Annotated in this window: 20 protein-coding genes; 18 read left to right on the top strand and 2 right to left on the bottom strand. The window is 26.8% G+C overall.

Annotation, left to right across the window (positions count from 1 at the left end; all coding sequences use genetic code 11):
- Nucleotides 1-538: 538 nt before the first annotated feature.
- The 10 genes from Q0Y03_RS09030 to hydF all read left to right on the top strand — a co-directional run bounded on the left by Q0Y03_RS09030 (nt 539) and on the right by hydF (nt 14,410).
- Complete coding sequence (locus Q0Y03_RS09030) at nt 539-2,125, top strand: recombinase family protein (protein ID WP_297713501.1); 1,587 nt, start codon at nt 539-541, stop codon at nt 2,123-2,125.
- A 241-nt stretch (nt 2,126-2,366) separates the two neighbouring features.
- Nucleotides 2,367-2,546, top strand: coding sequence for a hypothetical protein (locus tag Q0Y03_RS09025; RefSeq protein WP_297713500.1), 180 nt, complete (start codon nt 2,367-2,369; stop codon nt 2,544-2,546).
- Between the two features lie 420 nt (nt 2,547-2,966).
- Nucleotides 2,967-6,137 (top strand): DUF3427 domain-containing protein, encoded by a 3,171-nt coding sequence (locus Q0Y03_RS09020; protein ID WP_297713499.1) that lies wholly within the window; start codon nt 2,967-2,969, stop codon nt 6,135-6,137.
- Between the two features lie 102 nt (nt 6,138-6,239).
- Nucleotides 6,240-6,602 carry a DUF2809 domain-containing protein gene (locus Q0Y03_RS09015; protein WP_297713503.1) on the top strand — a complete coding sequence of 121 codons (363 nt, stop codon included), beginning with the start codon at nt 6,240-6,242 and terminating at the stop codon, nt 6,600-6,602.
- Nucleotides 6,603-6,819: 217 nt separating this feature from the next.
- The gene (locus tag Q0Y03_RS09010; RefSeq protein WP_297713498.1) at nt 6,820-8,502 is read left to right on the top strand and encodes a hypothetical protein; all 1,683 of its coding nucleotides are present in this window, start codon (nt 6,820-6,822) and stop codon (nt 8,500-8,502) included.
- Between the two features lie 45 nt (nt 8,503-8,547).
- On the top strand, nt 8,548-8,937 hold the full coding sequence (locus Q0Y03_RS09005) for a (deoxy)nucleoside triphosphate pyrophosphohydrolase (protein WP_297713497.1): 390 nt from the start codon (nt 8,548-8,550) through the stop codon (nt 8,935-8,937).
- A gap of 178 nt (nt 8,938-9,115) precedes the next feature.
- Nucleotides 9,116-10,522: a [FeFe] hydrogenase, group A gene (locus Q0Y03_RS09000; RefSeq protein WP_297713496.1), complete on the top strand. Its 1,407-nt coding sequence runs from the start codon at nt 9,116-9,118 to the stop codon at nt 10,520-10,522.
- 184 nt (nt 10,523-10,706) lie between these two features.
- A complete protein-coding gene (gene hydE, locus Q0Y03_RS08995) occupies nt 10,707-11,747 on the top strand; it encodes a [FeFe] hydrogenase H-cluster radical SAM maturase HydE (protein WP_297713502.1) in 1,041 nt (346 codons plus the stop codon).
- 89 nt (nt 11,748-11,836) lie between these two features.
- Nucleotides 11,837-13,213: a [FeFe] hydrogenase H-cluster radical SAM maturase HydG gene (hydG, locus tag Q0Y03_RS08990; protein WP_297713495.1), complete on the top strand. Its 1,377-nt coding sequence runs from the start codon at nt 11,837-11,839 to the stop codon at nt 13,211-13,213.
- 9 nt (nt 13,214-13,222) lie between these two features.
- Nucleotides 13,223-14,410, top strand: a complete 1,188-nt coding sequence (gene hydF, locus Q0Y03_RS08985) for a [FeFe] hydrogenase H-cluster maturation GTPase HydF (RefSeq protein WP_297713494.1) — start codon at nt 13,223-13,225, stop codon at nt 14,408-14,410.
- 81 nt (nt 14,411-14,491) lie between these two features.
- On the opposite strand, the gene Q0Y03_RS08980 is transcribed toward hydF, so the two are convergent.
- A complete protein-coding gene (locus Q0Y03_RS08980) occupies nt 14,492-15,184 on the bottom strand; it encodes a YjjG family noncanonical pyrimidine nucleotidase (protein WP_297713493.1) in 693 nt (230 codons plus the stop codon).
- A gap of 197 nt (nt 15,185-15,381) precedes the next feature.
- On the opposite strand from Q0Y03_RS08980, the gene Q0Y03_RS08975 reads away from it, so the two are divergent.
- Both Q0Y03_RS08975 and Q0Y03_RS08970 read left to right on the top strand, forming a co-directional pair.
- A complete protein-coding gene (locus Q0Y03_RS08975) occupies nt 15,382-17,547 on the top strand; it encodes a YhgE/Pip domain-containing protein (protein ID WP_297713492.1) in 2,166 nt (721 codons plus the stop codon).
- 12 nt (nt 17,548-17,559) lie between these two features.
- Nucleotides 17,560-19,719, top strand: coding sequence for a YhgE/Pip domain-containing protein (locus Q0Y03_RS08970; RefSeq protein WP_297713491.1), 2,160 nt, complete (start codon nt 17,560-17,562; stop codon nt 19,717-19,719).
- A gap of 139 nt (nt 19,720-19,858) precedes the next feature.
- On the opposite strand, the gene Q0Y03_RS08965 is transcribed toward Q0Y03_RS08970, so the two are convergent.
- Entirely contained in the window at nt 19,859-20,494 is a 636-nt protein-coding gene (locus Q0Y03_RS08965) for a 5'-nucleotidase (protein WP_297713490.1), read from the bottom strand.
- A 157-nt stretch (nt 20,495-20,651) separates the two neighbouring features.
- Between Q0Y03_RS08965 and Q0Y03_RS08960 the strand changes: the two genes are divergently transcribed.
- From Q0Y03_RS08960 to Q0Y03_RS08935, 6 genes are all read left to right on the top strand, one after another.
- Complete coding sequence (locus Q0Y03_RS08960) at nt 20,652-21,203, top strand: biotin transporter BioY (protein ID WP_297713489.1); 552 nt, start codon at nt 20,652-20,654, stop codon at nt 21,201-21,203.
- Between the two features lie 115 nt (nt 21,204-21,318).
- The gene (locus Q0Y03_RS08955; RefSeq protein ID WP_363318732.1) at nt 21,319-21,525 is read left to right on the top strand and encodes a GNAT family N-acetyltransferase; all 207 of its coding nucleotides are present in this window, start codon (nt 21,319-21,321) and stop codon (nt 21,523-21,525) included.
- Between the two features lie 32 nt (nt 21,526-21,557).
- Nucleotides 21,558-22,070 (top strand): adenylate kinase, encoded by a 513-nt coding sequence (locus Q0Y03_RS08950; RefSeq protein ID WP_297713488.1) that lies wholly within the window; start codon nt 21,558-21,560, stop codon nt 22,068-22,070.
- Between the two features lie 211 nt (nt 22,071-22,281).
- Nucleotides 22,282-22,665 (top strand): hypothetical protein, encoded by a 384-nt coding sequence (locus Q0Y03_RS08945; RefSeq protein ID WP_204572738.1) that lies wholly within the window; start codon nt 22,282-22,284, stop codon nt 22,663-22,665.
- Nucleotides 22,666-23,305: 640 nt separating this feature from the next.
- Nucleotides 23,306-24,142: a ParA family protein gene (locus tag Q0Y03_RS08940; protein ID WP_297713487.1), complete on the top strand. Its 837-nt coding sequence runs from the start codon at nt 23,306-23,308 to the stop codon at nt 24,140-24,142.
- 249 nt (nt 24,143-24,391) lie between these two features.
- Nucleotides 24,392-24,505 (top strand): manganese catalase family protein, encoded by a 114-nt coding sequence (locus Q0Y03_RS08935; protein ID WP_363318731.1) that lies wholly within the window; start codon nt 24,392-24,394, stop codon nt 24,503-24,505.
- Nucleotides 24,506-24,557 lie beyond the last annotated feature (52 nt).

Raw genomic sequence — 24,557 nt, 5'->3', positions numbered from 1 at the left:
TGACTTAAATAAATCTACTATCATGTCTTTATATTCTTGCTCGTATCTTCTGCCCTTTCCCATAATGGACACATCCTTTCTTAACTAAATAATATTTTACTTAGTTCGACTAAATGTGTCCACTACTTTATACTAACACCAATAGAACTAGAATCAACACCCAGATGTATAATTCCCGTAAATCCCGCAAACCCGTAAAAAAATAATAGGTCTATAATAAATAGAAAAGAGAACTAAAAATAAATAAGATTTTATAACAATAATAAAATCTTACGGGATTACGGGAAAAACGGGGAAGTAAGATGAATCCAATAATAAGAGCGTAATAAATGATTGGGGAAAGGGGGAAAAGTAGTAGACCTAAATAAAATTAAAAAATAAAAATTTATTTTTTATAAATAAAACTTTTTATCTACTTATCTACCTTTCCACCTTTACTATCTAAGAATAATTGTAATAGAAAATATCGTCATAACCGTAGTGCCAATAGTGTCGATATTTTCAGTAGAAATAAGTTAATGATTATAGGAGAATAAAAATGAATATAGATAAAGTAAATAAGATAGAACATGTTGCTATATACTGTAGAGTAAGTACAATAGAACAAGCAGAAGAAGGATATAGTATAGATGAACAAGAAAGACTTCTAAGAGATTGGTGTAATAGAATGAATTACTCAGTTTATAAGGTATATTCAGATAGAGGAATAAGTGGTAAAGATATAAAAAATAGAGCAGCATTAAAGGAACTTCTAAAGGATGCAGAGGAAAGAAAGTTTCAGATGGTGATTTCTTGGAAAATTAATAGGATAAGTAGAAAGCTTTCAGATGTTCTAAAGATAGTAGATATACTAGAGCAGAATAATATAGCTTTTAATTCTTATTCAGAGCAATTTGATAATAGTACACCAGCAGGAAAAATGCAATTTCAGATGATGGCATTGATAGGAGAATTCGAGAGAGGAACAATAGCTCAAAATGTAAAAATGGGGATGTGTGCAAAAGCAAAATCAGGAGAATGGTGTGGAGGACGAGTCTTAGGGTATGACCTAGTACCAATAGATAGTCAAGAAGGAGCTAAAAGAAGAAAGAATAGACTAACAATAAATGAGAAAGAAGCAGAAGTAGTTAGGTTTATTTTCAATGAATATGTTAATGGGAAGGGATATAAAGCTATTACTAATCAACTAAATAAGCTAGGTTATAAGACTAAGAAAGGGAATGATTTTTCAGTAGGTTCAATAAGAGAAATTCTAACTAACCCAGTATACATAGGAAAAGTTAGGTATACTGTAAGACAGAACTGGTCAGAAAAGAGAAGAAGAAATATAAATACTAATCCGATAATAACAGATGGAATACATGAAGCAATAATTGATGAAAAGCTATGGGATAAGGTACAATCAATCATGGAAAGTAAGAAAGGTAAGCCTTCAAGAATATATGATGGTGAGTATCCACTAACAGGAATACTAAGATGTCCTAAATGTGGGGCTGGTATGGTGATTTCAAGAACTACTAATAAGTTAGCTGATGGAACTAAGAAGAGAATAGCTTACTACTGTTGTGGAGCATGGAAGAATAAAGGTACAAGTGTATGTAATTCTAATACAATAAGAGTTGATAAAGCTAATGAATATGTATTTAGCAAGTTATCAGAATTACTTTCTAATGAGAAAATGGTTGAAACTATAGTAAATAACATTAATAAGGAAAGACATAATAAGATAAATCCAGCTAAGAAGGAGCTAGAAAGAATAGATAAGGAGCTTGAAAAGATAGATAAGAAGAAGCATAAACTTTTTGAGGCATATGAAGAAGAGCTAATATCTAAGGAAGAGTTCAAGGAGAGAAAAGATGAGCTAAATAAAAGAGCAAAAAGTCTTCAAGAGGAAAAAGAGCCATTGCTAGTTACACTTTCAGACGATGTAAGTGAAGAAATACCATATGAATTCATAAAGAGCATACTAGAAAATTTCAGTAAAGTGCTAACAGAAAGTTCAACTAGAGAGCAACAGAAGAAGTTACTTCATATGATAATATCAGAAATAACTATAAATGAATCAAGAGAAATAGATTCAATAAAACTAAAAATAAATGATAGTCTAGTAGACTATAGTAAGTAAAGAAGAAGGAGTATCTATAAAGGATGCTCCTTCTTCTTTTATGTTAAGAAATGTTGGAGTGAGTATGTTGAACTTGGATATTGCCATATAAAGTATAAATTTAATAAAAATATATAACATTGATATTATTACCAATAAATGGTATAATTTTATCGTGTGAAAGTATTTATATTTATCGTATAAATAGGAATTTGCTATCTAGAGAGATTAATAATTAAATTGAAAATAAAGGAGAACTTATATGGATTTAGGAGAAATATTAGGAAATATATTATTTAGTGCAATATTAATTTTAGGTATGATGTACATATTTTATTTAATTATTAAAATAGCAGTAAGACAGGCTATAATAGCTCTTTTACCTAAAATAAAATCAGAATTTAAAGAATATATTATAGAAGTGATGAACAATACGAAATAAATACTTTAACTTTAGAATTATTTATCTAAATCTAATAGATAAATTTCAGTTTGTATAATAGATAAAAACCTCACTTGCTACTGATACGGAGAAACGTATCATAAGTAATAGTAAAAAATAACTTTATTTATAGTATTTGATGAGAGCAAAAGGAAGAACTCTGTTCTTCTAAAAAATCCGTCGGGTCCAGTAAACTTCCAGTGACAAGCATTGCTTGTCACTTTTTTAGGGATCAAGCTAAATGAAAATCTACTAATAAGAGAGCTTTATTCTAATTTACTTAAACTTAAGATGTTTACTACTTTATATTAACAGAATTATAAAAGCCGCAGTAATGTGGCTTTTATTATACGTAAATATAAATATTATACCCAAATATGATAAAATATAAGAAAGAAAATAATAATGGAGGGAGCAACATTGAAAGAAGGTATATACGAACAAATAATAAACAAAGAAATACTACAACAACTAAACAACCTAGAACAAGAAAAATTCATTATAGATAAAGATAAAATAGATAAAGAAGAAGCAAAAGCAATCCTTTCACAATACATATCACAAATAATAAGAAAATCCCTAAACTATATTAGAGATAAAGAAAAAGAAGATAGCGAAAAACTAATAAAACAAATAGAAGCATGTAATGACATAATTAACATATTAAGCAAAGTGTCAAATGAAGAGGACATTAAAAAATATGAAATAGATAAAAATGGAGAAATGCTAACAGCTCTATATTCAAAAGTAAACAATAAAAGAGCATTAAACAGCAAAAAAGCAACAAGACCAGTAACTCCATTATCACAAAGCTCATTATTCACAGGATCAGGACAAGAACCTAATATGTTAGGAGAATTAAATAAAGAAATACTATCCTGTGATTCTATAGATTTATTAGTTTCATTTGTAAAGTGGAGTGGAATAAGATGTATTATTGAAAGTTTAAAAGAAGCAACAATAAACAATAATAAAAAACTAAGAATAATCACTACTTCATATATGGGAGCTACAGATGTTAAAGCGATTGAAGAGTTAAGTAAGCTACCTAATACAGAAATTAAAATTTCTTATGATACAGATAGAACAAGACTTCATGCAAAAGCTTATATGTTTAAAAGAGAAACAGGCTTTACAACTGCATATATAGGTTCATCAAATCTTTCAAATGCTGCATTAACTTCAGGGTTAGAGTGGAATTTAAAAATAACAGAACAAGATTCCTTTGATATTATAAAGAAGTTTGAAGCTACCTTTGAAAGCTATTGGTATGATTCGGAATTTGTTTCTTACAATGGAACAGAAGAGGATAAAAGAAGATTGCAAAAATCATTAAGAAAAGAACAAAAAGACAGTGATAATGATTTAAACTTTACTTTTGATATAAGACCATATGCTTATCAAAAAGAAATATTAGAAAAACTTAAAGTTGAAAGAAAGATTTTCAATAAAAATAGAAACTTAGTTATTGCTGCAACTGGTGTAGGTAAAACTGTAATTTCAGCCTTTGACTATAAAGATTTTTGCAAAGAAAACAGGGGCAAGGCTAATAGGTTATTATTTGTAGTTCATCGTGAAGAAATATTAAAACAAGCAAGAGATACCTTTAGAGCAATATTAAAAAATAATAATTTTGGTGAATTAATGGTAGGGGGAAGAACTCCTGAAACCTTAGATCATTTATTTGTTTCTATACAAAGTTTAAATAGTAAAGATTTATGTGAAATAACATCTGAAGATTACTATGATTTTATTATAGTTGATGAATTTCACCATGCAGCCGCACCATCATATCAAAGATTATTAAGTTATTATAAGCCTAAAGTATTATTAGGATTAACTGCAACTCCTGAAAGAAATGATAATAAAGATATATTTAAATATTTTGAAGATAGAATATCAGGAGAAATAAGATTACCAGAAGCAATAGATAGAAAGTTATTAAGTCCATTTCAATATTTTGCAGTATCGGATTCAGTAGACTTATCAAAACTTAAATGGCAAAGAAAAGGATATAATATAAGTGAATTAGATAAAGTTTATACAGGAAATGATATAAGAGTTAATAATATACTTGCAAGTTTAAATAAATATATTACAGATATAAATGAAGTAGTAGGGCTAGGATTCTGTGTAAGTAAAGAGCATGCAAAATTTATGGCTTTAAGATTTAATGAGGCAGGTATTCCATCATTAGCATTAACAGATGAAAGTAAAAAAGAGGATAGAAATAATGCTAAGGAAAGATTAGTTAATGGAGAAATAAAGGTTATTTTTGTTGTTGATATATATAATGAAGGTGTTGATATTCCAGAAGTTAATACTATTTTATTTTTAAGACCAACAGAGAGCTTAACTGTATTTTTACAACAGCTAGGAAGAGGATTAAGACTAAGTGAAGGAAAAGAATGTTTAACTGTTCTCGATTATGTTGGACAAGCGCATAAAAATTATAACTTTGAGGAAAAGTTTAGGTCACTAATTGGTAGAACTAATAAATCTGTAAAAGAGTATATTGAAAATGGATTTTTAACTTTACCTAAGGGATGTTATATTCAATTAGAAAAAGAAGCTAAAGAATATATTTTAAGAAATATAAAATCTGCAGCTAATACAAAAACAAATTTAATAAATAAGATTAGAACATTTAAAGGTGACACAGACTTAGAATTAACTTTAGAAAACTTTTTAGATTATCATAATTTATCCTTAACAGATTTTTATGGCAAGAGTAAAGATAGAAGCTTTTCAAGAATGTGTGTACTTGCAGAAGAAAAAGAAGATTTTTATGATGAAAATGAAGATATAATAACTAAAAAGCTATATAATTTATTATTTATTAATTCAAGAAGATTCATAGAATTTATTGTTAAAATAATTAATAACTATGATAATATTTCAGAAGTTGATTTTAATAGTGAAGAAAAATTAATGCTAAATATGATGTATTATATTTTCTATAATGATTCACCTAATAAAGTTGGATTAACATCTATAAATGAAGGAATTAATAAATTACTTAGCAATAAAACTATGATGAAAGAAGCTCGTGATATATTAAGATATAATTATAAACATATTGAATTTATAGATAAGAAAGTTGATTTAGGCTTTGATTGCCCTTTAGATTTACATTGTGATTATACAACAGATGTAATTATGGCTGCCTTTGGGTACTTTAATGAAGAGAAAAAGCCAGCTTTTAGAGAAGGTGTTAAGTATTTTGAAGATAAAAAAACAGATATATTTTTTATAACATTAAATAAGAGTGATAAAGATTTTTCACCATCTACACTTTATGAAGATTATGCAATTAATGAAAAGCTATTTCACTGGCAAACTCAAAGTAAAACTTCAATACAAAGTACAACAGGTCAAAGATATATTAATCATTTAAAAACTGGAAATAAGATTGCTCTTTTTGTTAGAGAATATAAAGCTAGAGATGGACTTACATCACCATTTACCTATTTAGGTACTTGTGAATATAGAAGTCATAGTGGTGATAAACCTATTAGTTTTGTATGGGAGCTTCATGAAGAAATTCCAGCAAGTATGATTAATAAAGCTAATAAATCAATAATAATTTAAAATGATGAAATTTAGTATTTAATCAATAATAATTTAAGGGTATTGGGGAGAGGTTGTTTGAAAAGAAGTAGATTATTATATTTAATATTAACAATAATAGTTATGATATTAGGATTATTATCAAGAAAAATAAGTGGCTTACCTAAAATAATAGAATTATATTCAGGAGATATATTATGGGCACTTATGGTATTTTTAATTATTGCATTTATATTTAATAAAAAATCGACAATATTCATTATTTCCTGGGCAATAATTTTCTCATATAGCATAGAAATAAGTCAGTTATATCATTCACCTTGGATAGATGCTATAAGAAATACAACTTTAGGAGGACTAATATTAGGCTTTGGATTTTTATGGAGTGATCTAGTATGTTATACAATTGGTATTATTATAGGAATAATAATAGATATTATGATAAATAAAACTAATATTAAAGTTATGGGTAATGCAGAAAGATAAGAACAAATGAAAATGCTAGAAGTAGTTGAAAAGCTATTAAATAAAAAAGGAGAAACAGGTGGAGATTAGGAGTTATTTTAGATACACATGGAGTATTAAGAGATGAAGTAATTGAAAAAATTCAAGGCTGAGACTACATAATTTAAAATAATACTTTAATAATAAAAGGATTTCGTCTATAATAAATCCCATTAATAATAAATCAGGAGGAATAATTATGAAAGAATTAATAAAAAAATTAGAAAAAAATAAGCAAATAAAAATGTTATTAAAATCATTCAAAAAAGATTTTGAAAGTAATTTTGAAAAAGCTGATGATATAGATGAATTTTCAATGATAAATTATAGAGATACAATATTTAGAAAGTGGTTATTTTCACCGCTTGTAGAAGATACATATATGTCACCATATTACATATTCAATAGAATAGCACAAAGTTATAAAAAAGGTGATTATTCAATTGCTCCACATATTAAAATTATAATAGAGTCTAATAATATTACTTTTGAAACTAAGTGGAATATTTATTCTAAAGATGAAAATCCGGTTATGAAAGATTTAGATAAGTTAGTAGAATACTGTGATCCAACTATTATAAGAAGAGAAAATAATAGCTTTGTTATAGATGGTGGAGAAGAATTTATAAATGAAATAAGCTATAGAAGTGGATATTATATAGAGTATTTATTAGATTTATCATTAAGGCTTAATATAATAAAGGAAGTTAAGGCAATAGGGTGCCAATGTTATCAACTTAGTGAATTATATAGTAATTACAGTAGTCTAAGTAATGAAGAAAAAATAAATAAAATAATAGAAGCTAGTATTGAAATATCAAATAAAAACTTAGAGGAGAACTGTAAGATTAAAAATTCTAACATAGCAGTAGATTTATTAAATAATGATGTTTCTTATGATGAGTATGATAAATATATAGAAGAAATAGTTAGATTTTATGAAGAAATTACTAAGGATATAAGTAAATTAGGAACTGATAAAGAAGCTATTGAGGCAGTGGAGATAATAGAAGATTTAGCACAAGATAATATTGTAAATGTAATGGCAACTAAGGACTTTTCAGTATTTTTTGATATTAATTTTACTATGATATTTGGATATTACCTAGGAATTATAAACCCTATACATCAAGGACCTTTTTTTATAGAAATATTTAATAAAGTGATGAATGTTCTAATTAGAGAAGAAGATGCGTTGAGTGGTTTATTTAGTTTGCAAATTGCACATAATCTTACTGCATTTGGAGAGAAAATCTTAGAAAAGACAATTAATAAAAATAGAGAAAATAGTTTCAAAGATATTCCGATAGACATTATGAATAATGGTATTAATTTTTATATAGAAAATAAAGAAGATATACTAGAAGAATATATAGGTATGTTAGAAGGTATGAATGGGATATCTAATGTTATGGACTTTGATTTTGATGAAGACGATGACTATTGGCAAGATGATGAAATGATAGCAGATTTATTTGGTGAACATATGTCGAGAGAGATAGTGAAACATTTAGTAGATTTTTATGATTATTTATTTATTAATAAAAAGTTAAAAGAAAAAACAGCTGACAAGCATTGTGAAAATGTTGAGTTTTATATAAGTAACTATCTTAATATGAAGAGTTTAGATGAGTTAAACAGAATCACAAAAGATTCAATTCATATGTTTATGTTAGATTGGTTTATTCCAAAGGTTGCAACAAGTAGAAGTAATGTTAAAGATCAAATAACATCATTAAGTCAGTATGTAAAGTTTTTAGTTGATAAAGGGATTGTAGAGTCTAAATTATTACAGGATTTTAAGAATATTTCAAAAAATAAAGAGAACTATCTTGATTATTTTGATGAATATATATATGGAGATGACTGGAATATATTTTAAAAATATAGAAGTAAAGTTATTTAGCAATGTAGAAAGGTAATAACAATGAAGACAATAGAAGTTGTTGCAGCAATAATAAAAAAGGATGATAAAATATTTATCACTAAAAGAAGCTATGGTGAGTTTGCTGATATGTGGGAATTTCCAGGAGGAAAAATAGAAGCAGGTGAAACTCAAGAAGAGTCATTAATAAGAGAAGTAAAAGAAGAGTTAGAATTAGATATTAATAATCTAAACCATTTAACTACAGTAGAATATGATTATACTAATTTTCACTTAATAATGCATTGCTTTATTTGTGAAATATGCGGTGGAACATTAAACTTAAATGCTCACAATGATGCAAAGTGGGCTTCATTAGAACAGTTATCAGCACAAAACTGGGTTCCGGCAGATATTGAAGTAGTTAAAAAGCTAGTAGCGGTTATTAAGTAACAGCTGCTAGTTTTTAATTTTATTTAATTCAGATTTATTAATAATAATGTTATATTATTTCCTTTAAATCTTTATAATACATAAAATTACAAATAATAACATGTTTAAAATTTTTATAAAAAATATTATAATAATATTATAATGTTTTTTATAATATTATTTACAAGGAGTGCTAAAAATGAAACATTTATTTACAGAGAAAGTTGTACCAATAGAATCAGATAACAAGGCTATAAAAATAGACTATGACAAATGTATAAAATGTGGTCTATGTAAGCGTGTATGTGAAAGAGAAATAGGAGTTGCTAATTTTTTTGATTTAGAAAAAACTAATGATATAGCAATATGTATAAACTGTGCCCAATGTGCTCAAGCATGTCCAGTAGGAGCTATAACTCAAGTAGAAGATATAGATAGAGTAAAAGAAGCTATAAAAGATGAAGATAAAATAGTAATATTTAATACAGCACCAGCAGTTCGTGTTGCTTTAGGTGAAGAATTTAAAATGGATGCAGGTTCATATGTAGAAGATAAAATGGTACATGCTCTTAGAGAACTAGGAGGAGACTATGTATTTGACGTTACTTTTGGAGCTGATATGACTATAATGGAAGAAGCAAATGAGCTTGTAAAAAGAATAGTTGAAAAGAATGAAAATATACCTCAGTTTACAAGTTGCTGTCCAGGATGGGTTACATTTGTAGAAACTTTCTATCCTGAGTTATTAAATAACTTATCTACTGCTAAAAGTCCAATTTCTATGCAGGGAGTTACTATCAAAACATATTTTGCTAAAAAAGCAAATATTGATCCAAGTAAGATTGTAAATGTAACAATAACGCCATGTACGGCTAAAAAGTTTGAAATAGATAGACCAGAAATGAATGATTCAGCTAAATTTAATGACATAGAAGGTCTAAGAGACAATGATATTATAATAACTACTAAAGAGCTAGCTAAATGGATTAAAGAAGAAGGAATAGACTTTGATAATTTAGAAGGTTCTAAGTTTGATAATATGTTAGGTCTAGGTAGTGGTGCTGGAGTTATATTTGGTAATAGTGGCGGTGTTACAGAGGCTGCTGTTAGAACTGCATATCATTCAATAACAGGTGAAGATCCAACTACAGAGCTTTTAAATTTTGAGCCAGTAAGAGGATTAGATGGAGTAAAAGAAGCATCTATAACTATAGGAGATGTTAATTTAAAATTAGCAGTAGTACAAGGAACTGCTCATGCAAGAACATTAATTGAAAAGATAAAAAATAATGAAGTTAATTATGACTTTGTTGAAGTAATGGCTTGTAAAGGTGGTTGCATAGGTGGCGGAGGTCAACCTAAAACTACAAAAGTAATAAACGATAAAATAAGACTTAGCCGTATAGAAGGTCTATACAACAAAGATCAAAAGTTAAAAATAAAATGTAGTTACCAAAATCCAGACATAATAGCAGTATACAATGAGTTTTATAAAGAACCATTATCACATTTAGCTCATGAACTTTTACATACATCATATTATTCAAAAAAACATATGCTAGGTCTTGATAACAACGAAGAAATATCTTCAGATGAAATTATATAATTTTTAGAACATAATATTTTTTTAGTAAGCTGTCTTAAATATACATAGTTTTAGGACAGCCTATTTATAATAAACTATTAAGAGTTTTATAATTTTTAAATATGGTAAATTACATAAAAATATTGGAGATATATTTATGTAAATCTAAGTTTATTATATAAATATAGAGGTGATAAAAGTGGATATTAAAGCTATAATACAAAAGCTATATGATACTAATGATGCATCAAGGGAAGAATTATTGTATCTATTAGATAATATAGATGATGATAGTAAAAAATTTCTTATAGAAAAAGCTTATGAAACAAGATATAAATATTTCAAGAATACAGTATTCGTTAGAGGGCTAATAGAAGTTAGTAGTTACTGTAAAAAAGATTGTTTATACTGTGGACTTAGAAGAAGTAATAAAAATGCCGAAAGATATAGATTAGATATAGATGATATATTAGAGTGTGCTAAAAGAGGAGACGAGCTAGGGTATAAGACTATAGTTTTACAAGGTGGAGAAGATGCTTTCTACACAGATGAAAAAATGGTTGAAATTATAAAAGCTATTAAAAAAGAGCTACCTAACAATGCACTAACTTTATCTATTGGGGAAAGAAGTTATGATTCTTATAAAAAGCTATATGAAGCTGGAGCAGATAGATTTTTACTTAGGCATGAAAGTGCAACTAAGAGTTTATATGAATCTATACATAATACTGAATCATTTGAAGAGAGAAGACGTTGCTTAAGGGATTTAAAGGAAATAGGATTCCAAGCAGGGGCAGGGTTTATGGTAGGATTACCTAATCAAACCAATGAAGATTTAGTAAATGATTTAAGATTTGTAAAAGAATTAGAACCTGCAATGTGTGGGATAGGTCCATTTATTCCTCATGAAGATACACCTCTTAGAGAATGTAGTGCAGGTACTACAGAAAAGACTATAATTTTACTTGCGATAACAAGACTATTATTACCAAAGGTATTATTACCTGCAACTACAGCACTTGCAAGTATTGATAGTAATGGAAGAAATGAAGGTCTAAGAGCTGGAGCAAATGTTATAATGCCAAACTTATCACCAATGGGAGTTAGAAAAAAGTACTCTTTATATAATAATAAAGCATTTATATTAGATGAAGATGCAGAGTATAGAAATACTATAGAGGAAAAGTTAAAGGAAGCTGGTTTTGAATTAGTTGTTTCAAGAGGAGATAATCCAGACTTTGTATAGTTTTTAAATTTTGAGCTATGTGATAAGAATTTACTGAATAGACAATGGCGATATGAACAAAGTGAATTTTAGATAAAAGGAGAAAAGTTATGTTCATAAATCATGATTTTATATATAAGATATTAGAAGAAACAAAAAATCCAAGTAATGAAGAAATTAAAGAAGTTTTACAAAAAGCTAAAAAAAGAGATGGATTATCATATAAAGATATAGCTATATTACTTCAGGCTGAAGATAAAAATGATTTAGAGGAAATATACCAATTAGCAGGGGAAATAAAAAAAGATATATACGGAAAAAGAGTAGTAGTGTTTGCACCTCTTTATGTTAGTGATTACTGCGTAAATAACTGTGTATATTGTGGTTATAAAAGAGATAATAACTTTAAAAGAAGAAAACTAACTATGGAAGAAGTTGCAGAAGAAGTTAGAATTTTAGAGAAAATGGGACACAAAAGATTGGCACTAGAACTTGGTGAAGATCCGGTAAATGCTCCTATAGAATATGCATTAGAATGTTTAGATACAATATATAAAACTCAAAATGCAAATGGAGAAATAAGAAGAGTTAATGTAAATATAGCTGCTACTACTGTAGAAAATTACAAAAAATTAAATGAAAAAGGAATAGGTACATATATATTATTCCAAGAAACCTATCATCAAGATTCTTACAATAAGATGCATCCAAAATCTTTAAAAGGAGATTATGAATACCATTTAACTGCTTTTGATAGAGCTATGGAAGCTGGAATAGATGATGTTGGAGCAGGTGTATTATTTGGGCTTGCTGACCCTAGATTTGAAGTACTAGCTCTTATGATGCATAATGCTCACTTAGAAGAAAAGTATGGAGTAGGATTCCACACTATATCAGTTCCAAGACTTCAACCTGCTAAGGGGGTTACACTTGAAAACTATCCACATTTATTAGATGATAAGATGTTTAAGAAAGTAGTTGCAATATTAAGAATTGCAGTACCTTTTACTGGTCTTATACTTTCAACTAGAGAAACGCCAGAAATGAGAAGAGAGTTACTTAAGTATGGTGTAAGTCAAATATCTGCAGGTTCATCTACAGGTGTTGGTGGATATAAACAAAGGGAAGAAGGAAACGAAGTAAAACAATTTAAAACTAATGATGAAAGAAGTCCAATAGAAATATTAAAAGAGTTACTAGAAGATGGATATATACCAAGCTACTGTACAGCTTGTTATAGAAAAGGAAGAACTGGAGATAGATTTATGGCTCTTGCAAAATCAGGAAATATAAAGTATGTTTGTGAGCCTAATGCAATTATGACTCTTCTTGAATTTACTTTAGATTATGGAGATAAAGAGTTATATGATAAAGCTCAAGAAATAATAAATGCAGAAGTTGAAAATATTCCAAGAGAAGATATAAAGAATATGACTAAAGCAAATTTAGAAAAAATGAAAAAAGGTGAAAGAGATTTTTATTTATAGGAGGTTAATATGAATACTACTCCAAATGCAAATAGAAAACATATAGGGATATATGGTAATACAAATAGTGGGAAATCATCTCTTATGAACACTATTTTGGGACAAGATATATCACTTGTATCTGGTGTAGAAGGAACTACTACTGATCCTGTTCAAAAAGCTATGGAGCTTATTCCCTTTGGTCCAGTTTTATTAATTGATACAGCAGGACTTGAAGATAAAACTGAGCTTGGAGCTATAAGAATTAAGAAAAGTTATGAGTTCTTAAAAAGATTAGACCTTGCTTTATATGTAGTTGATGCAGGAAATGCTGATTTAGATACTTACAAAACTTGGAAAAGAGAAGCAGCTAGGTATAATGTAAATCATATTGTAGTCATAAATAAAGTAGATACTGTAAGTAAAGATGAAATAGACAACTTAGTTAAAAACTTTAAGGAATATGTTCTTGTATCTTCTAAGGATAAAGTTGGAATTGATGATCTTAGAAGTGAAATCATTAAACATCTAGAAGATGGTGAAGAGGAAAGGCCTATTGTTGGTGATTTATTAGAATATGGTTCAAAAGTAGTTTTAGTAGTTCCAATTGATAGTGAGGCACCAAAGGGAAGAATAATTCTTCCACAAGTACAAGTTATAAGAGATTGTTTAGATCATGGTATAAAGACTTATGTTGTAAGAGATACTGAGCTTAAAGAAGCTATTGAAGAGTTAAAGGATATAGATTTAGTTATAACTGATTCTCAAGCTTTTAAAGAAGTTGAGAGTATAATACCTAAAGATTTAAAACTTACTAGTTTTTCAATATTATTTGCTAGACAAAAAGGTGAGTTTTATGAGTTTTTAAAAGGAACAAAGAAGCTTGATACTTTAAAGCCTAATGACAAAATATTAATTTGCGAAAGCTGTTCACACAATGTGTCACATGAGGATATAGGTAGGGTTAAGATACCTAATATGTTAAGAAAAATAGCAGGTGGAGATTTAAATATTGAATATATGGTTGGTTATGATTTCAAGGAAAATGTTGAAGACTATGATTTAATAATTCACTGTGGTGCCTGTATGGTAAATAGAAAAAGTGTACTAAATAAAATAAGTGCATGTAAAGAAAAAAATGTGCCTATAACTAATTACGGAATGGTTATAGCTTATTTTACAAAAATATTAGATAGATCAGTTGAGATTTTTAAATAATTTATAAAAAGTATTAAAGCATAAGGTTTTAAATAAAAGAAGCTATTTCAAAATAGAGAATAGCTTCTTTTTTTGTATAATTTATTTATCTAATAATAAACTTCTTAGTTCTGTATAATTAGAAACTTCATAAGTAGGCTTTAAATCCGTTTTATTTTCTAGTTTATTTGGATTATACCAGCAGGTATCTATATTATAATTAATACCACCTTTTATATCAGAACTTAAACTATCTCCCACCATAAGAATTTCATCTTTATTAAAAACACCAAGATTATTTATAGCATGTTCAAATATATCAGGGTGAGGTTTTGCTATACCTATATTTTCTGAAATTACTATATCTTTAAAATACTTTGCTATTATAGAGTTTTTAAGTCTTCCTTCTTGAACAGCTGTAAGCCCATTAGTAACAATAGAAAGTATATATTTAGAACTTAAATCTTCTATAAGTTCAATAGATCCATCAAATAAAAATGAACCATTAGCTAAGTGCTTTATATAAGTACTTGCAAAATCATTTTCATTAAATTTCAAATCTAATTTATGAATAAATCTTTTAAATCTTTCTGTTTTTAGCTTTTCTTGAGTAATAAGCCCATCTTCAAGCTCTTTCCAAATAGCTGTATTTATTTCCTTATAAGTACTAAAGTGATAGTTTTCATCATACTCAATGTTAAATTCTATCATAGTATTTTTAAAGGCCTCTTTTTCAGCTTTTTTAAAATCAAATAATGTTTCATCTGCATCAAATAATATAACTTTATATTTCATAAATTTAATTCTCCTATAATAAATATATAAAATTTCAACTAATGGAATTATATCTTCTAAAGAGAAAAATAGCAAATAAATATTACAAAATTTTTAACAAATGAGGAAAAAGTTGATATAGTTTATTGAAAGTAATAAAATGAGAGTTGTCTAAAGTTAGATTAAGGTAACTTTTAAAAATAATGGAGGAAATGGGAATGAAAAATGCTTTATTAGTATTTAAAAGAGATGTAAAGAGTATTATTAGAAATCCAGTAGCAATAATAATTGTTTTAGGAATTTGTATTATCCCATCTTTATATGCTTGGGTAAATATTAAAGCTTGTTGGGATACTTATAACAACACTAGTACTATTCCAATTGCAGTTGTTAATAATGATAAGGGGTCAGCATTAAATGATAAAGAAATAAATGTAGGTAATGATGTAGTTGAAGAGTTAAAAAATAATAAGAAAATAGGATGGGAGTTTGTTAGCGAAAAGGAAGCAGACTTAGGATTAGTAGATGGAACTTATTATGCAATGATTCAAATACCAGAAGATTTTTCAAAAGATTTAACTAGTATTGTATCAGGGGATATTAAAAAACCAGAAATAATATATAAAGTTCAAACAAAATCTAACCCTGTAGCAGTTAAAATAGCAGGTGCAGCCAAAACTAGCTTAATAGACCAAGTTACTTCAAATTTTATAAAGACAGTAAATGAAACAATATTCTCATTGGCAAATGATATTGGAGAAAAAGCTGATGAAAATAAAGATAAAATAATAAAGTTAAAAGATTCTATAATTCTTTTAGATGAAAATATGGATTTAGTATTAAGTGCTTTAGATGGAACTAATAATCTTTCAATTAATATTAGTGATTTTTTATTAGAGATTGAAAATATTGTGCCTGAGATAACTAGCGGCTTAGAAGCAGCTGTTAATATAAATAATGAGACAGCAATTTCAGCTGATAATTCAAGAAATATACTAAATAATACTATTGATAATCTTGGATTTAATTTAGAAAGTATAAAAGATACTAATGAAAGAATACAAATACAATTAGAAGTATTACAAAATAGTTCAGATAATAATTTAGTAAGTGATATTAAGTCAACATTAAATGATATAAACAAAACTATAAAAACTATGAATGAATCAGTAACATCTACAATAAGTTTCTTAGAAAAGGTAAATAGCATTATTCAAAATGGGGAAGTTTCAAATTTAATAGCTTCATTACAAAACTTACAAAGCAAATTAGAAAGTGTACAAGATAAAATACAAACATTTCAAAATGATATTAGTTCAACTAGCAATGATTTATCAATTACATTGAGTAGTTTAAGTGAGAGCTTTGCAGATATAAACAATAATATAATTTCAGTAATACAACACTATAACTCAAATATTAAAGAAGAGTTAAATAATATGTTTAATAATTTAATAGCTACAATTGATGATGCTAATTATTTAATAAATCAATCAAAAGGGTTAGTAAGTGAAATTGATGAATTTATTAATACAGCAAGTGAAGGTAGTGAATTAACAGCAGAAATGACTAAAAAACTATCTGAAAGATTGAATGAATTTAAAGATCACATAGATTTATTAAGTGAAAAGCTTAAGCTTGTTGATAATAATCACTTAATTAATATAGTTTCAATACTGCAAAGTAATCCAAGCTTTATGGGGGAATTTATATCAGCACCTTTTGATATAGTAGATGAAGCTATATATGAAATTCCAAACTATGGATCAGCAATGGCACCTGTTTATACAGTATTGTCATTATGGGTAGGTGGATTAATGTTAACAGCTATATTGAAAACTGAGGTTACAGATTTTGAAGGTAGCGAAAAGCTTACTTTAAGGCAAAAGTATTTTGGAAAAATGATTACTTTTGTATTTTTAGCACTTATTCAAGGGTTAATAGTATCAGTAGGAAATAAATTAATATTGAATATTTATACAGTAAATACAACGCTAATGATATTATTTGCTTTAGCAACTTCCTTTACATTTTCAATTATTATATATACGTTAGTAGCTATTTTTGGAAATGTAGGAAAGGCATTATCAATAATATTTATGATAGTTCAGTTAGCTGGAAGTGGAGGAAGTTATCCTATTCAAGTGGATCCATTGATTTTTAGAATACTTCAACCATTTTTCCCATTTACTTATAGCTTAGGTGGATTTAGAGAAGCAATTGCAGGTCCTTTAGCATCAAGTGTAATTATTGACTTCGTGGTATTAGGTGCAATATCTATATTATTCATATTATTTGGATATTATTTAAAAGCGCCATTACACCCAATTGTTAGTAAGTTTGAAGGTAAGTTTAAGGAATCTGGAATAGCAGAAGTGGAATAGTAGGTGAGGTATATGAAGAAGATATTTAAGGTTTTTCAAAATGATATAAAAAAAATAATAAAAAGCCCTGTAGCTATTATTATTGTAGCAGGACTTTGTATACTACCATCTTTATATGCATGGATTAATATTAAAGCATGTTGGGATCCATATTCTAATACTGGAAATCTTCCTATAGTTGTTGTAAATAACGATGAAGGAAAAGATTTTAATGGTCAATACATTAATGTAGGAGATGAAGTAGTTAATAATTTAAAAGAAAATGATTCAATTGGATGGGTATTTAAAGATGAATGGCAAGCTAATGATGGATTAAATAGGGGAGAGTATTATGCCTTAATAGAGATACCTAATAATTTTACAGAAGGCTTAATAAGCTTAACTACAACATCACCAAGAAAGCCAGAAATAATATATAAGGCAAATCAAAAAGCAAATGCTATAGCTACTAAAATAACAGATACAGCAACAGAGAGTGTTGTAAGAGAAATAAAAACAAATTTTGTTGATACAGTAAATGAAACAGCCATAAAAACAATAAATGAATTAGCTGATAAATTAGAAGTAAACAAACCACAACTATTAAGCTTGAAAGAAACTATGGTTTCAGCAACAGAAGATTTAGATAAGGTTTCTGAGTATATGGGCAATACAACAGAACAATCAGAAGAGTTTCAAAATTATTTAAAGAAAATGAAGAATGATTTGCCTAAAATAACAGATTCAATAAATAATCTTCAAAATATTATTCAGGTCAGCAATAATGTAACAGAATATACTAGTGAAATGGTGAATTCATTATCAAATAATATTGAGGATGATATTATAAAGGTACAAGATATTAATAATGATATTCAAAGCTTAATAACTAAAATTAAAGAAGCTATAAAAAATAATGATAATGAAGCTATATTAAAATATTTAAATAAAATCAGTAATCTAAATAATGAAGCTATAGCATTTTTAGAGGGAGATATTAAGTTATTACAAAATATTTATGATTTTACTAATAGTGATATAGTTTTATCACAAATTAATTTATTAACAAATATAAAAGACACATTAACAAGTAGCCAACAACTTATAGAAAATTTAGCTAAAGCCATAGAAAGTGGTGAAACAAGTGAAAATATTAATATTATTTTAGATGGTTTATCAGAAACATCGAATAATATATCAAATGACTTAACTAGAGCTTCTAATTTCTATTATTCATCTGTGGTTACAGTATTTAATAATTTTCAAGAATCTTTAAGTATTAAGCTAGATAGTGTTGATAATATTTTAGAAAGTACAAAGGTAATAGTTCCAGAGCTTAAAGCATTATCTAATTTTATGATTAGTACTAATAGCTTATCTGTTAAGGAAATAAATGAACTAAATAGTAAGGTTATTTCTTTAAATGATAAATTAAAAAGCTTAAATGAAAAAACTCAAGATTTTACTAATGAGACTATAGATGAAATGATTTCATTTGTGATTAATAATCCAGATGACATAGCATCGTTTATTTCTTCACCAATAGATTTAAAGGAAGAGGAAGTTTATGAAAGTGGAATATTTGGTGTTGGTCTTACACCATTTTATTCAGTATTAGCTATTTGGATTGGAATATTATTAGCTTGCTGTTTATTATCTGTAAGCTGTGAAGAAGAGTTGAAAAAAGAGTTTAAATTAAACACTTTTAATGAACATTTTGGAAAATTATTATTATTCTTAGTTATTTCGCTAATACAATCATTTATTATAGTTTTAGGAGATGTTTATATACTTGGTGTAAAACCAGATAATCTTATGATATTATTTTTATTTACAATAATAACTTCAATTACTTTTACAGTTATTATATTTACTTTAGTTTCCATGTTTGGTAATGTAGGTAAAGCTATAGCAGTAATAATGATGGTATTTCAAATAGCAGGCTCAGGGGGAATATATCCTATACAGACAAATCCAGAGATATTTGGAGTATTACAACCTTTATGGCCATTTACTTATGCTATAAATGGCTTTAGGGAAGGTATATCAGGAGCATTAGAATCACATGTTAGATCATATTTATTGTCATTGATAGCATTTATAGGTGTATTTTTAGTGTTATCAATAGTAAAGAAGCCATTTTCTAAATTATCAAGTAAGATGGATCATAAATTTAGAGAAAGTGGAATGTAGCTTTATATGAATTATTATTTGTACCTTCTGGTAATTTAACTATTAAAAGAATAAGTATTATTGTATTATTTGTAGTTAATATAAAAAACTAAAAGAGAACATATCTATAAGATGAACTCTTTTAGTTTTTTGTTTTTTATCATATTAAAATATTATAGTATCTATCTGTATCTACAACTACTTTTGGATTATTCTTAAAATAATTAATAATTATTTCAGGCATTTCAATTAAAATTTCCTTAACAACCTTACAATTTTCATAGAATTCATATCCACCAGCACCACTTGATCTATAGTTATTCATAACTAAAGTTAAAGTTTGATCATCTGATAATTCTTCACCATTAAATTTAATAGAAGTAACTCTATCTCCAACTTCCTTATTTAAATCAAAAGTATAATTAATATTTGTAAAATAATCATAATTATAATGCTCAACTTTAGGTTTTAAAAACCTTTCAGATATGGTTACATGACCATTATTATTTTCAAAGTAACTAGCAGCTCTTTCTAAAGCTAATTTTAATATTTCTTTATTAACTTCAAGAACAGCTAAAGTATTTGGATATGGATAAGTAGATAAAATATCTCTTACAGTAACATTTTTACCAAAACCTTTTATCACATTTGCAAAAGCTGTACATGATATATCAGCATTACTACTTTCAAGTTGGATTTGATTTATAAAGTTAGCTAAATTTGAACCATTTAAAGCCATATCTAAATGAGTTGTAGGTTGAAGTTCAGATGTAAAATAAATTTTTAAATCTTTCATTAGTAATACCTCTTCGTTAGTTAGATTTATAAAAATAATATTGATTATACCACATTTATTTTTTATAAGTTAAAAAATTTGACTTAGTAAATTTTGTGAGATAAAATATTTGTAAACCAAAATATTAAAGTTGGTTAACAATTAATGGAGGAATATTATGAAAGAAAAAACTTTGGATATTATATATTGTGGTATATTTGCAACAATAACAGCCATACTTTCACAAATTGCAATACCAATGCCAGGGGGAGTACCATTAACATTACAAACCTTTGCAGTTTCTTTAGTGGGAATTCTTTTAGGGAGTAGGAAAGGCTTTATATCAATGTCAGTTTATGTATTAATGGGTGCAATTGGATTGCCAGTATTTTCAGGATTTTCAGCGGGAGTTGGTGCGATAGTAGGACCAACAGGAGGATTTATTTTATCCTTTCCAATTATGAGTTTTATTATAGGATTAGTTTGTGAAAGAACAGATAATAAAGTGATAATTTTTTTGGGGATGTTAATAGCTTCAACTCCTAATTACTTAGTTGGAGCTATTCAATTTTCATTGGTAACAAGCACAAGTATCTATAATGCTTTTTTAGTAACTGTATTACCATTTATTTTAGTTGGCATAATTAAAGCAGCATTAGCAACTATAATTGGTTCTAGGTTAAGAAATCATAAATCAATAAAAGGAGTTATTAGTTATGGTAAACATTAGATTTATTCAATAGTTAAATTTTACCATTAAAATATTAAGGAAATATAAATTTTAAAAATTTTTTTGTTAAATTATTAAAATTTGAAATAAATATACTTTTGATAATATTGATAGATTGTTTGTTCATAAAGATTATCAAGGAAAAGGTGTTGCTACTGCTATTTGTGATAGATTGGAAAAAGCAGTTCAAAAGAAAGTTATTACCAACGTTTCCATTACAGCAAGAGCTTTCTTTGAAAAAAGAGGTTACAAGGTTATTAAAGAGCAACAGGTTGAGAGACAAGGAATTGTTATTGTAAACTTTGCTATGGAGAAAAAATAGATTAGCTAGAATTTATAGGAGATGATGATAAAATGATTGTTTTAATTACAGGAGCTTCTCATACAGGCAAAACTCTGTTGGCGCAGAAATTTCTTGAAAAATACAAATATCCTTACTTTTCTATCGATATTTTGAAAATGGGATTAATACGAAGCGAAAACACAGATTTAACTCCCGAAGATGACAAAGAACTGGAATGTTATTTGTGGCCTATTGTTAAAGAAATGATAAAGACAGCAATAGAGAATAAACAAAATCTTGTGGTAGAAGGATGTTACATTCCGTTTGATTGGAAGGAGTATTTTGATGATAAATATTTGAAAGAGATCCAGTATTATTGTCTTGTTATGAGCAGAAAATATATTGAAAATCACTTTTCAGATATAAAGAATTACGCCAATGTAATTGAGCAGCGCATTGATGACTCATGGTGCACAATTGATTCTACGCTTGAAGATAACGATTACTATCTGGATATGTGCGAAAAATATAACTGTAATTATATTCTGATTGATGATTGTTATCAAGTGGAAGCTAATTTATAAATTCCTGTTTATCGAGTAGATTTTATTGAACAATTTGAAATTATTGTGAACTAAATGATCTTTGAAAATTGAATAATACGGTATTACGTATATTTATTATTTAATTATATTTTAAGTAAAGAATTAAGAATGTTAAACTTATTATTTTAACATTAAAAATAATATATAATATAATAAATATTGAAATAATTATAATATTATAGGAGCTGTTATGAATAATGAAAAACCTCATGAATATCTTGCTTTAAGGGATACAGGATATATGACTATTAACTCCGTAATAGATTCAAGTGGTATAGTTGATAATGATATACCAATACGTGATTTTTTTGAAAATATAGGTCTAAATTATCCATCAAAAATAATTATTGAGAAATATACATTAGAAGGTGAGCCATCATTTAAAATAATAGAATTTAATGGGAAAAAGATAAAATATATTTATGATTTAAGCAAAACTATAGATAAAACAATTAAAACTTATAAAGGAAATAATTATAAAATAAGACATGAGTCAAATAGTATTTATTATGATCTATACAATAATAATAAATTTGTAATAAATATGATTTATTATCAGATAAAGAAAATTTAGTTAAATAAAAACTAAATATTAAATAATAGAAATACCGTATTGCTCAAAATTAATATGCGGTATTTTTTAGTGCGTAATTCAAAATTATTATTCGTGATAAGTATTTTATTTAAAATATTTAAGTCTAAAAAAAGAAATGTTTAGTATGGTTATAGAACATGATTATCCAAGTTATTACAATCAAATTGAGACTAAGCTCAGAAATATTCATCTATAATATTTATTATTGTTAGTAGTATATTGTTAGTAGTATATTGTTTGTCTTAGGAATATTATTTAAAGTTATATCATTTAAATATAAGCCAGAAACTCTCCAAATTGTCCTATTTTTTCAAAGGTTAATAATTTAAAAAACTTTTCTGAAAGTCTTCCAAATTTTCTATATAATAAGTTAAAAGTAAGATAAGGCATATTAGCAATGTTAGCAGTTACTGCTGCATTCCATTTTAATTTTAATGGTTCAATAGCCAATTGTTATGATTATTTAGAGAGATTAAGTAGAGTTTTTAAATAATATTTGTAAAAATATTACATAAATGATAAAATATATTATAATGTAATTTATACATATTAGAGTTTAAAAAATAGATAAACTATGATAAGAAAAATAAAAAGGTATGAGAGTTAGGGGAGAAAAACAATGAAGATTATTAGTGTATGTAATCACAAAGGGGGATGTGCTAAAACTACAACAGTAGTAAATATAGCAGCTGAGTTAGTTAATTCAGGTTATAGAGTTTTGATAATAGACAATGATTATCAAGCTAATTTAACAACTAGTGTAGGATTTAAGACGGATCAAGAGTCATTAGTTAACAGCCTTAGAGGAAAGAAATCTTTAAGAAAAACAATAAAGAAATGTACAATATTAGATGGATTAGATATTATTCCGAATAATTCAGAGTTTGGAAATTGTGATTTAGCTTTAATAAAAATGAAAAATTGTAAAAGATTATTAAGTAATTTAATAGAAGAAGAAAATTTAAAGGTTGATTATGATTTTATATTAATAGATTGTCCACCAAGTCAATCCATTACTACTATTAATGCACTAGTTGCTAGTGACAGCATAATAATACCAATGGAGCCTTCTTTATTTAATATGCAAGGTCTTAAAAGTTTATCAAAGACAATAAAGTTAATTCAAAAAACATTTAATAAGAAGTTAAGGGTTGAAGGAATACTATTAACAAGAGTAGATTCAAGAACAAAGCTTAGTGAATCTTTTAGAAAGGAAATAGAAGAACTTTATCCATATAAAGTTTTTGATACAGAAATTCATCAAAGTAGTATAATAGTTAAAAGCCAAAGCAATGGATTACCAGTATCTATGTATGATCCAAGATGTAAAGCCACAAAGGAATATAGAAGTGTAGCTAATGAAATTTTAAATGTAGGTATTACTAAGAAGATTAATAGTGTATCAACTATAAGAAGTAAAAAGAATATTAATAGTGAAGTAGCTAAAGTGGGATAGAGAAAAGTTTTAAAACCTGCTGTAGGTGAATATAAAAAATAAGACTTTAATAAGCAAGTAAAATAAAAGCTTATTAAAGTCTTATTTTATTTTAGAAAGCATTTAACATGATGCTTATTTTTATCAAGAAATTAAAGGTATGAAAGTATAAAAAATTAGAATAGAATTAGCATAACATTAATAAAGTGAGAAAAACTAATAAGGAACTTTTATAACTAAGTTAAATATTAGAAAGAAATAGGTTAGATTATGTTTAAACATGAGAAACATTTAATTCGCGAAGTTAAAGTTGAGAGACCTAATTCAACATATGCTGATATAATGCAAGAGCAATTAGGTGGAGCTAATGGTGAGTTAACATAAGCTCTAACTTATTTTATTCAAACATATAAGACTTCTAAATTAGATCCAATAA

The sequence above is a fragment of the Clostridium sp. genome (genome assembly GCF_026168755.1).
Classification (GTDB): domain Bacteria; phylum Bacillota; class Clostridia; order Clostridiales; family Clostridiaceae; genus Clostridium.
The sequence above is the reverse complement of the archived record's forward strand: the minus strand, read 5'-3'. Positions and strand labels throughout refer to the sequence as shown.

Bases quoted from the DNA above. Each gene is read 5' to 3' on its own strand.
- Q0Y03_RS09030 (WP_297713501.1), top strand. From the start codon at position 539: ATGAATATAGATAAAGTAAATAAGATAGAACATGTTGCTATATACTGT.
- Q0Y03_RS09025 (WP_297713500.1), top strand. From the start codon at position 2,367: ATGGATTTAGGAGAAATATTAGGAAATATATTATTTAGTGCAATATTA.
- Q0Y03_RS09015 (WP_297713503.1), top strand. From the start codon at position 6,240: ATGATATTAGGATTATTATCAAGAAAAATAAGTGGCTTACCTAAAATA.
- Q0Y03_RS09010 (WP_297713498.1), top strand. From the start codon at position 6,820: ATGAAAGAATTAATAAAAAAATTAGAAAAAAATAAGCAAATAAAAATG.
- Q0Y03_RS09005 (WP_297713497.1), top strand. From the start codon at position 8,548: ATGAAGACAATAGAAGTTGTTGCAGCAATAATAAAAAAGGATGATAAA.
- Q0Y03_RS09000 (WP_297713496.1), top strand. From the start codon at position 9,116: ATGAAACATTTATTTACAGAGAAAGTTGTACCAATAGAATCAGATAAC.
- hydG (WP_297713495.1), top strand. From the start codon at position 11,837: ATGTTCATAAATCATGATTTTATATATAAGATATTAGAAGAAACAAAA.
- hydF (WP_297713494.1), top strand. From the start codon at position 13,223: ATGAATACTACTCCAAATGCAAATAGAAAACATATAGGGATATATGGT.
- Q0Y03_RS08980 (WP_297713493.1), bottom strand. From the start codon at position 15,184: ATGAAATATAAAGTTATATTATTTGATGCAGATGAAACATTATTTGAT.
- Q0Y03_RS08975 (WP_297713492.1), top strand. From the start codon at position 15,382: ATGAAAAATGCTTTATTAGTATTTAAAAGAGATGTAAAGAGTATTATT.
- Q0Y03_RS08970 (WP_297713491.1), top strand. From the start codon at position 17,560: ATGAAGAAGATATTTAAGGTTTTTCAAAATGATATAAAAAAAATAATA.
- Q0Y03_RS08965 (WP_297713490.1), bottom strand. From the start codon at position 20,494: ATGAAAGATTTAAAAATTTATTTTACATCTGAACTTCAACCTACAACT.
- Q0Y03_RS08960 (WP_297713489.1), top strand. From the start codon at position 20,652: ATGAAAGAAAAAACTTTGGATATTATATATTGTGGTATATTTGCAACA.
- Q0Y03_RS08950 (WP_297713488.1), top strand. From the start codon at position 21,558: ATGATTGTTTTAATTACAGGAGCTTCTCATACAGGCAAAACTCTGTTG.
- Q0Y03_RS08945 (WP_204572738.1), top strand. From the start codon at position 22,282: ATGAATAATGAAAAACCTCATGAATATCTTGCTTTAAGGGATACAGGA.
- Q0Y03_RS08940 (WP_297713487.1), top strand. From the start codon at position 23,306: ATGAAGATTATTAGTGTATGTAATCACAAAGGGGGATGTGCTAAAACT.
- Q0Y03_RS08935 (WP_363318731.1), top strand. From the start codon at position 24,392: ATGTTTAAACATGAGAAACATTTAATTCGCGAAGTTAAAGTTGAGAGA.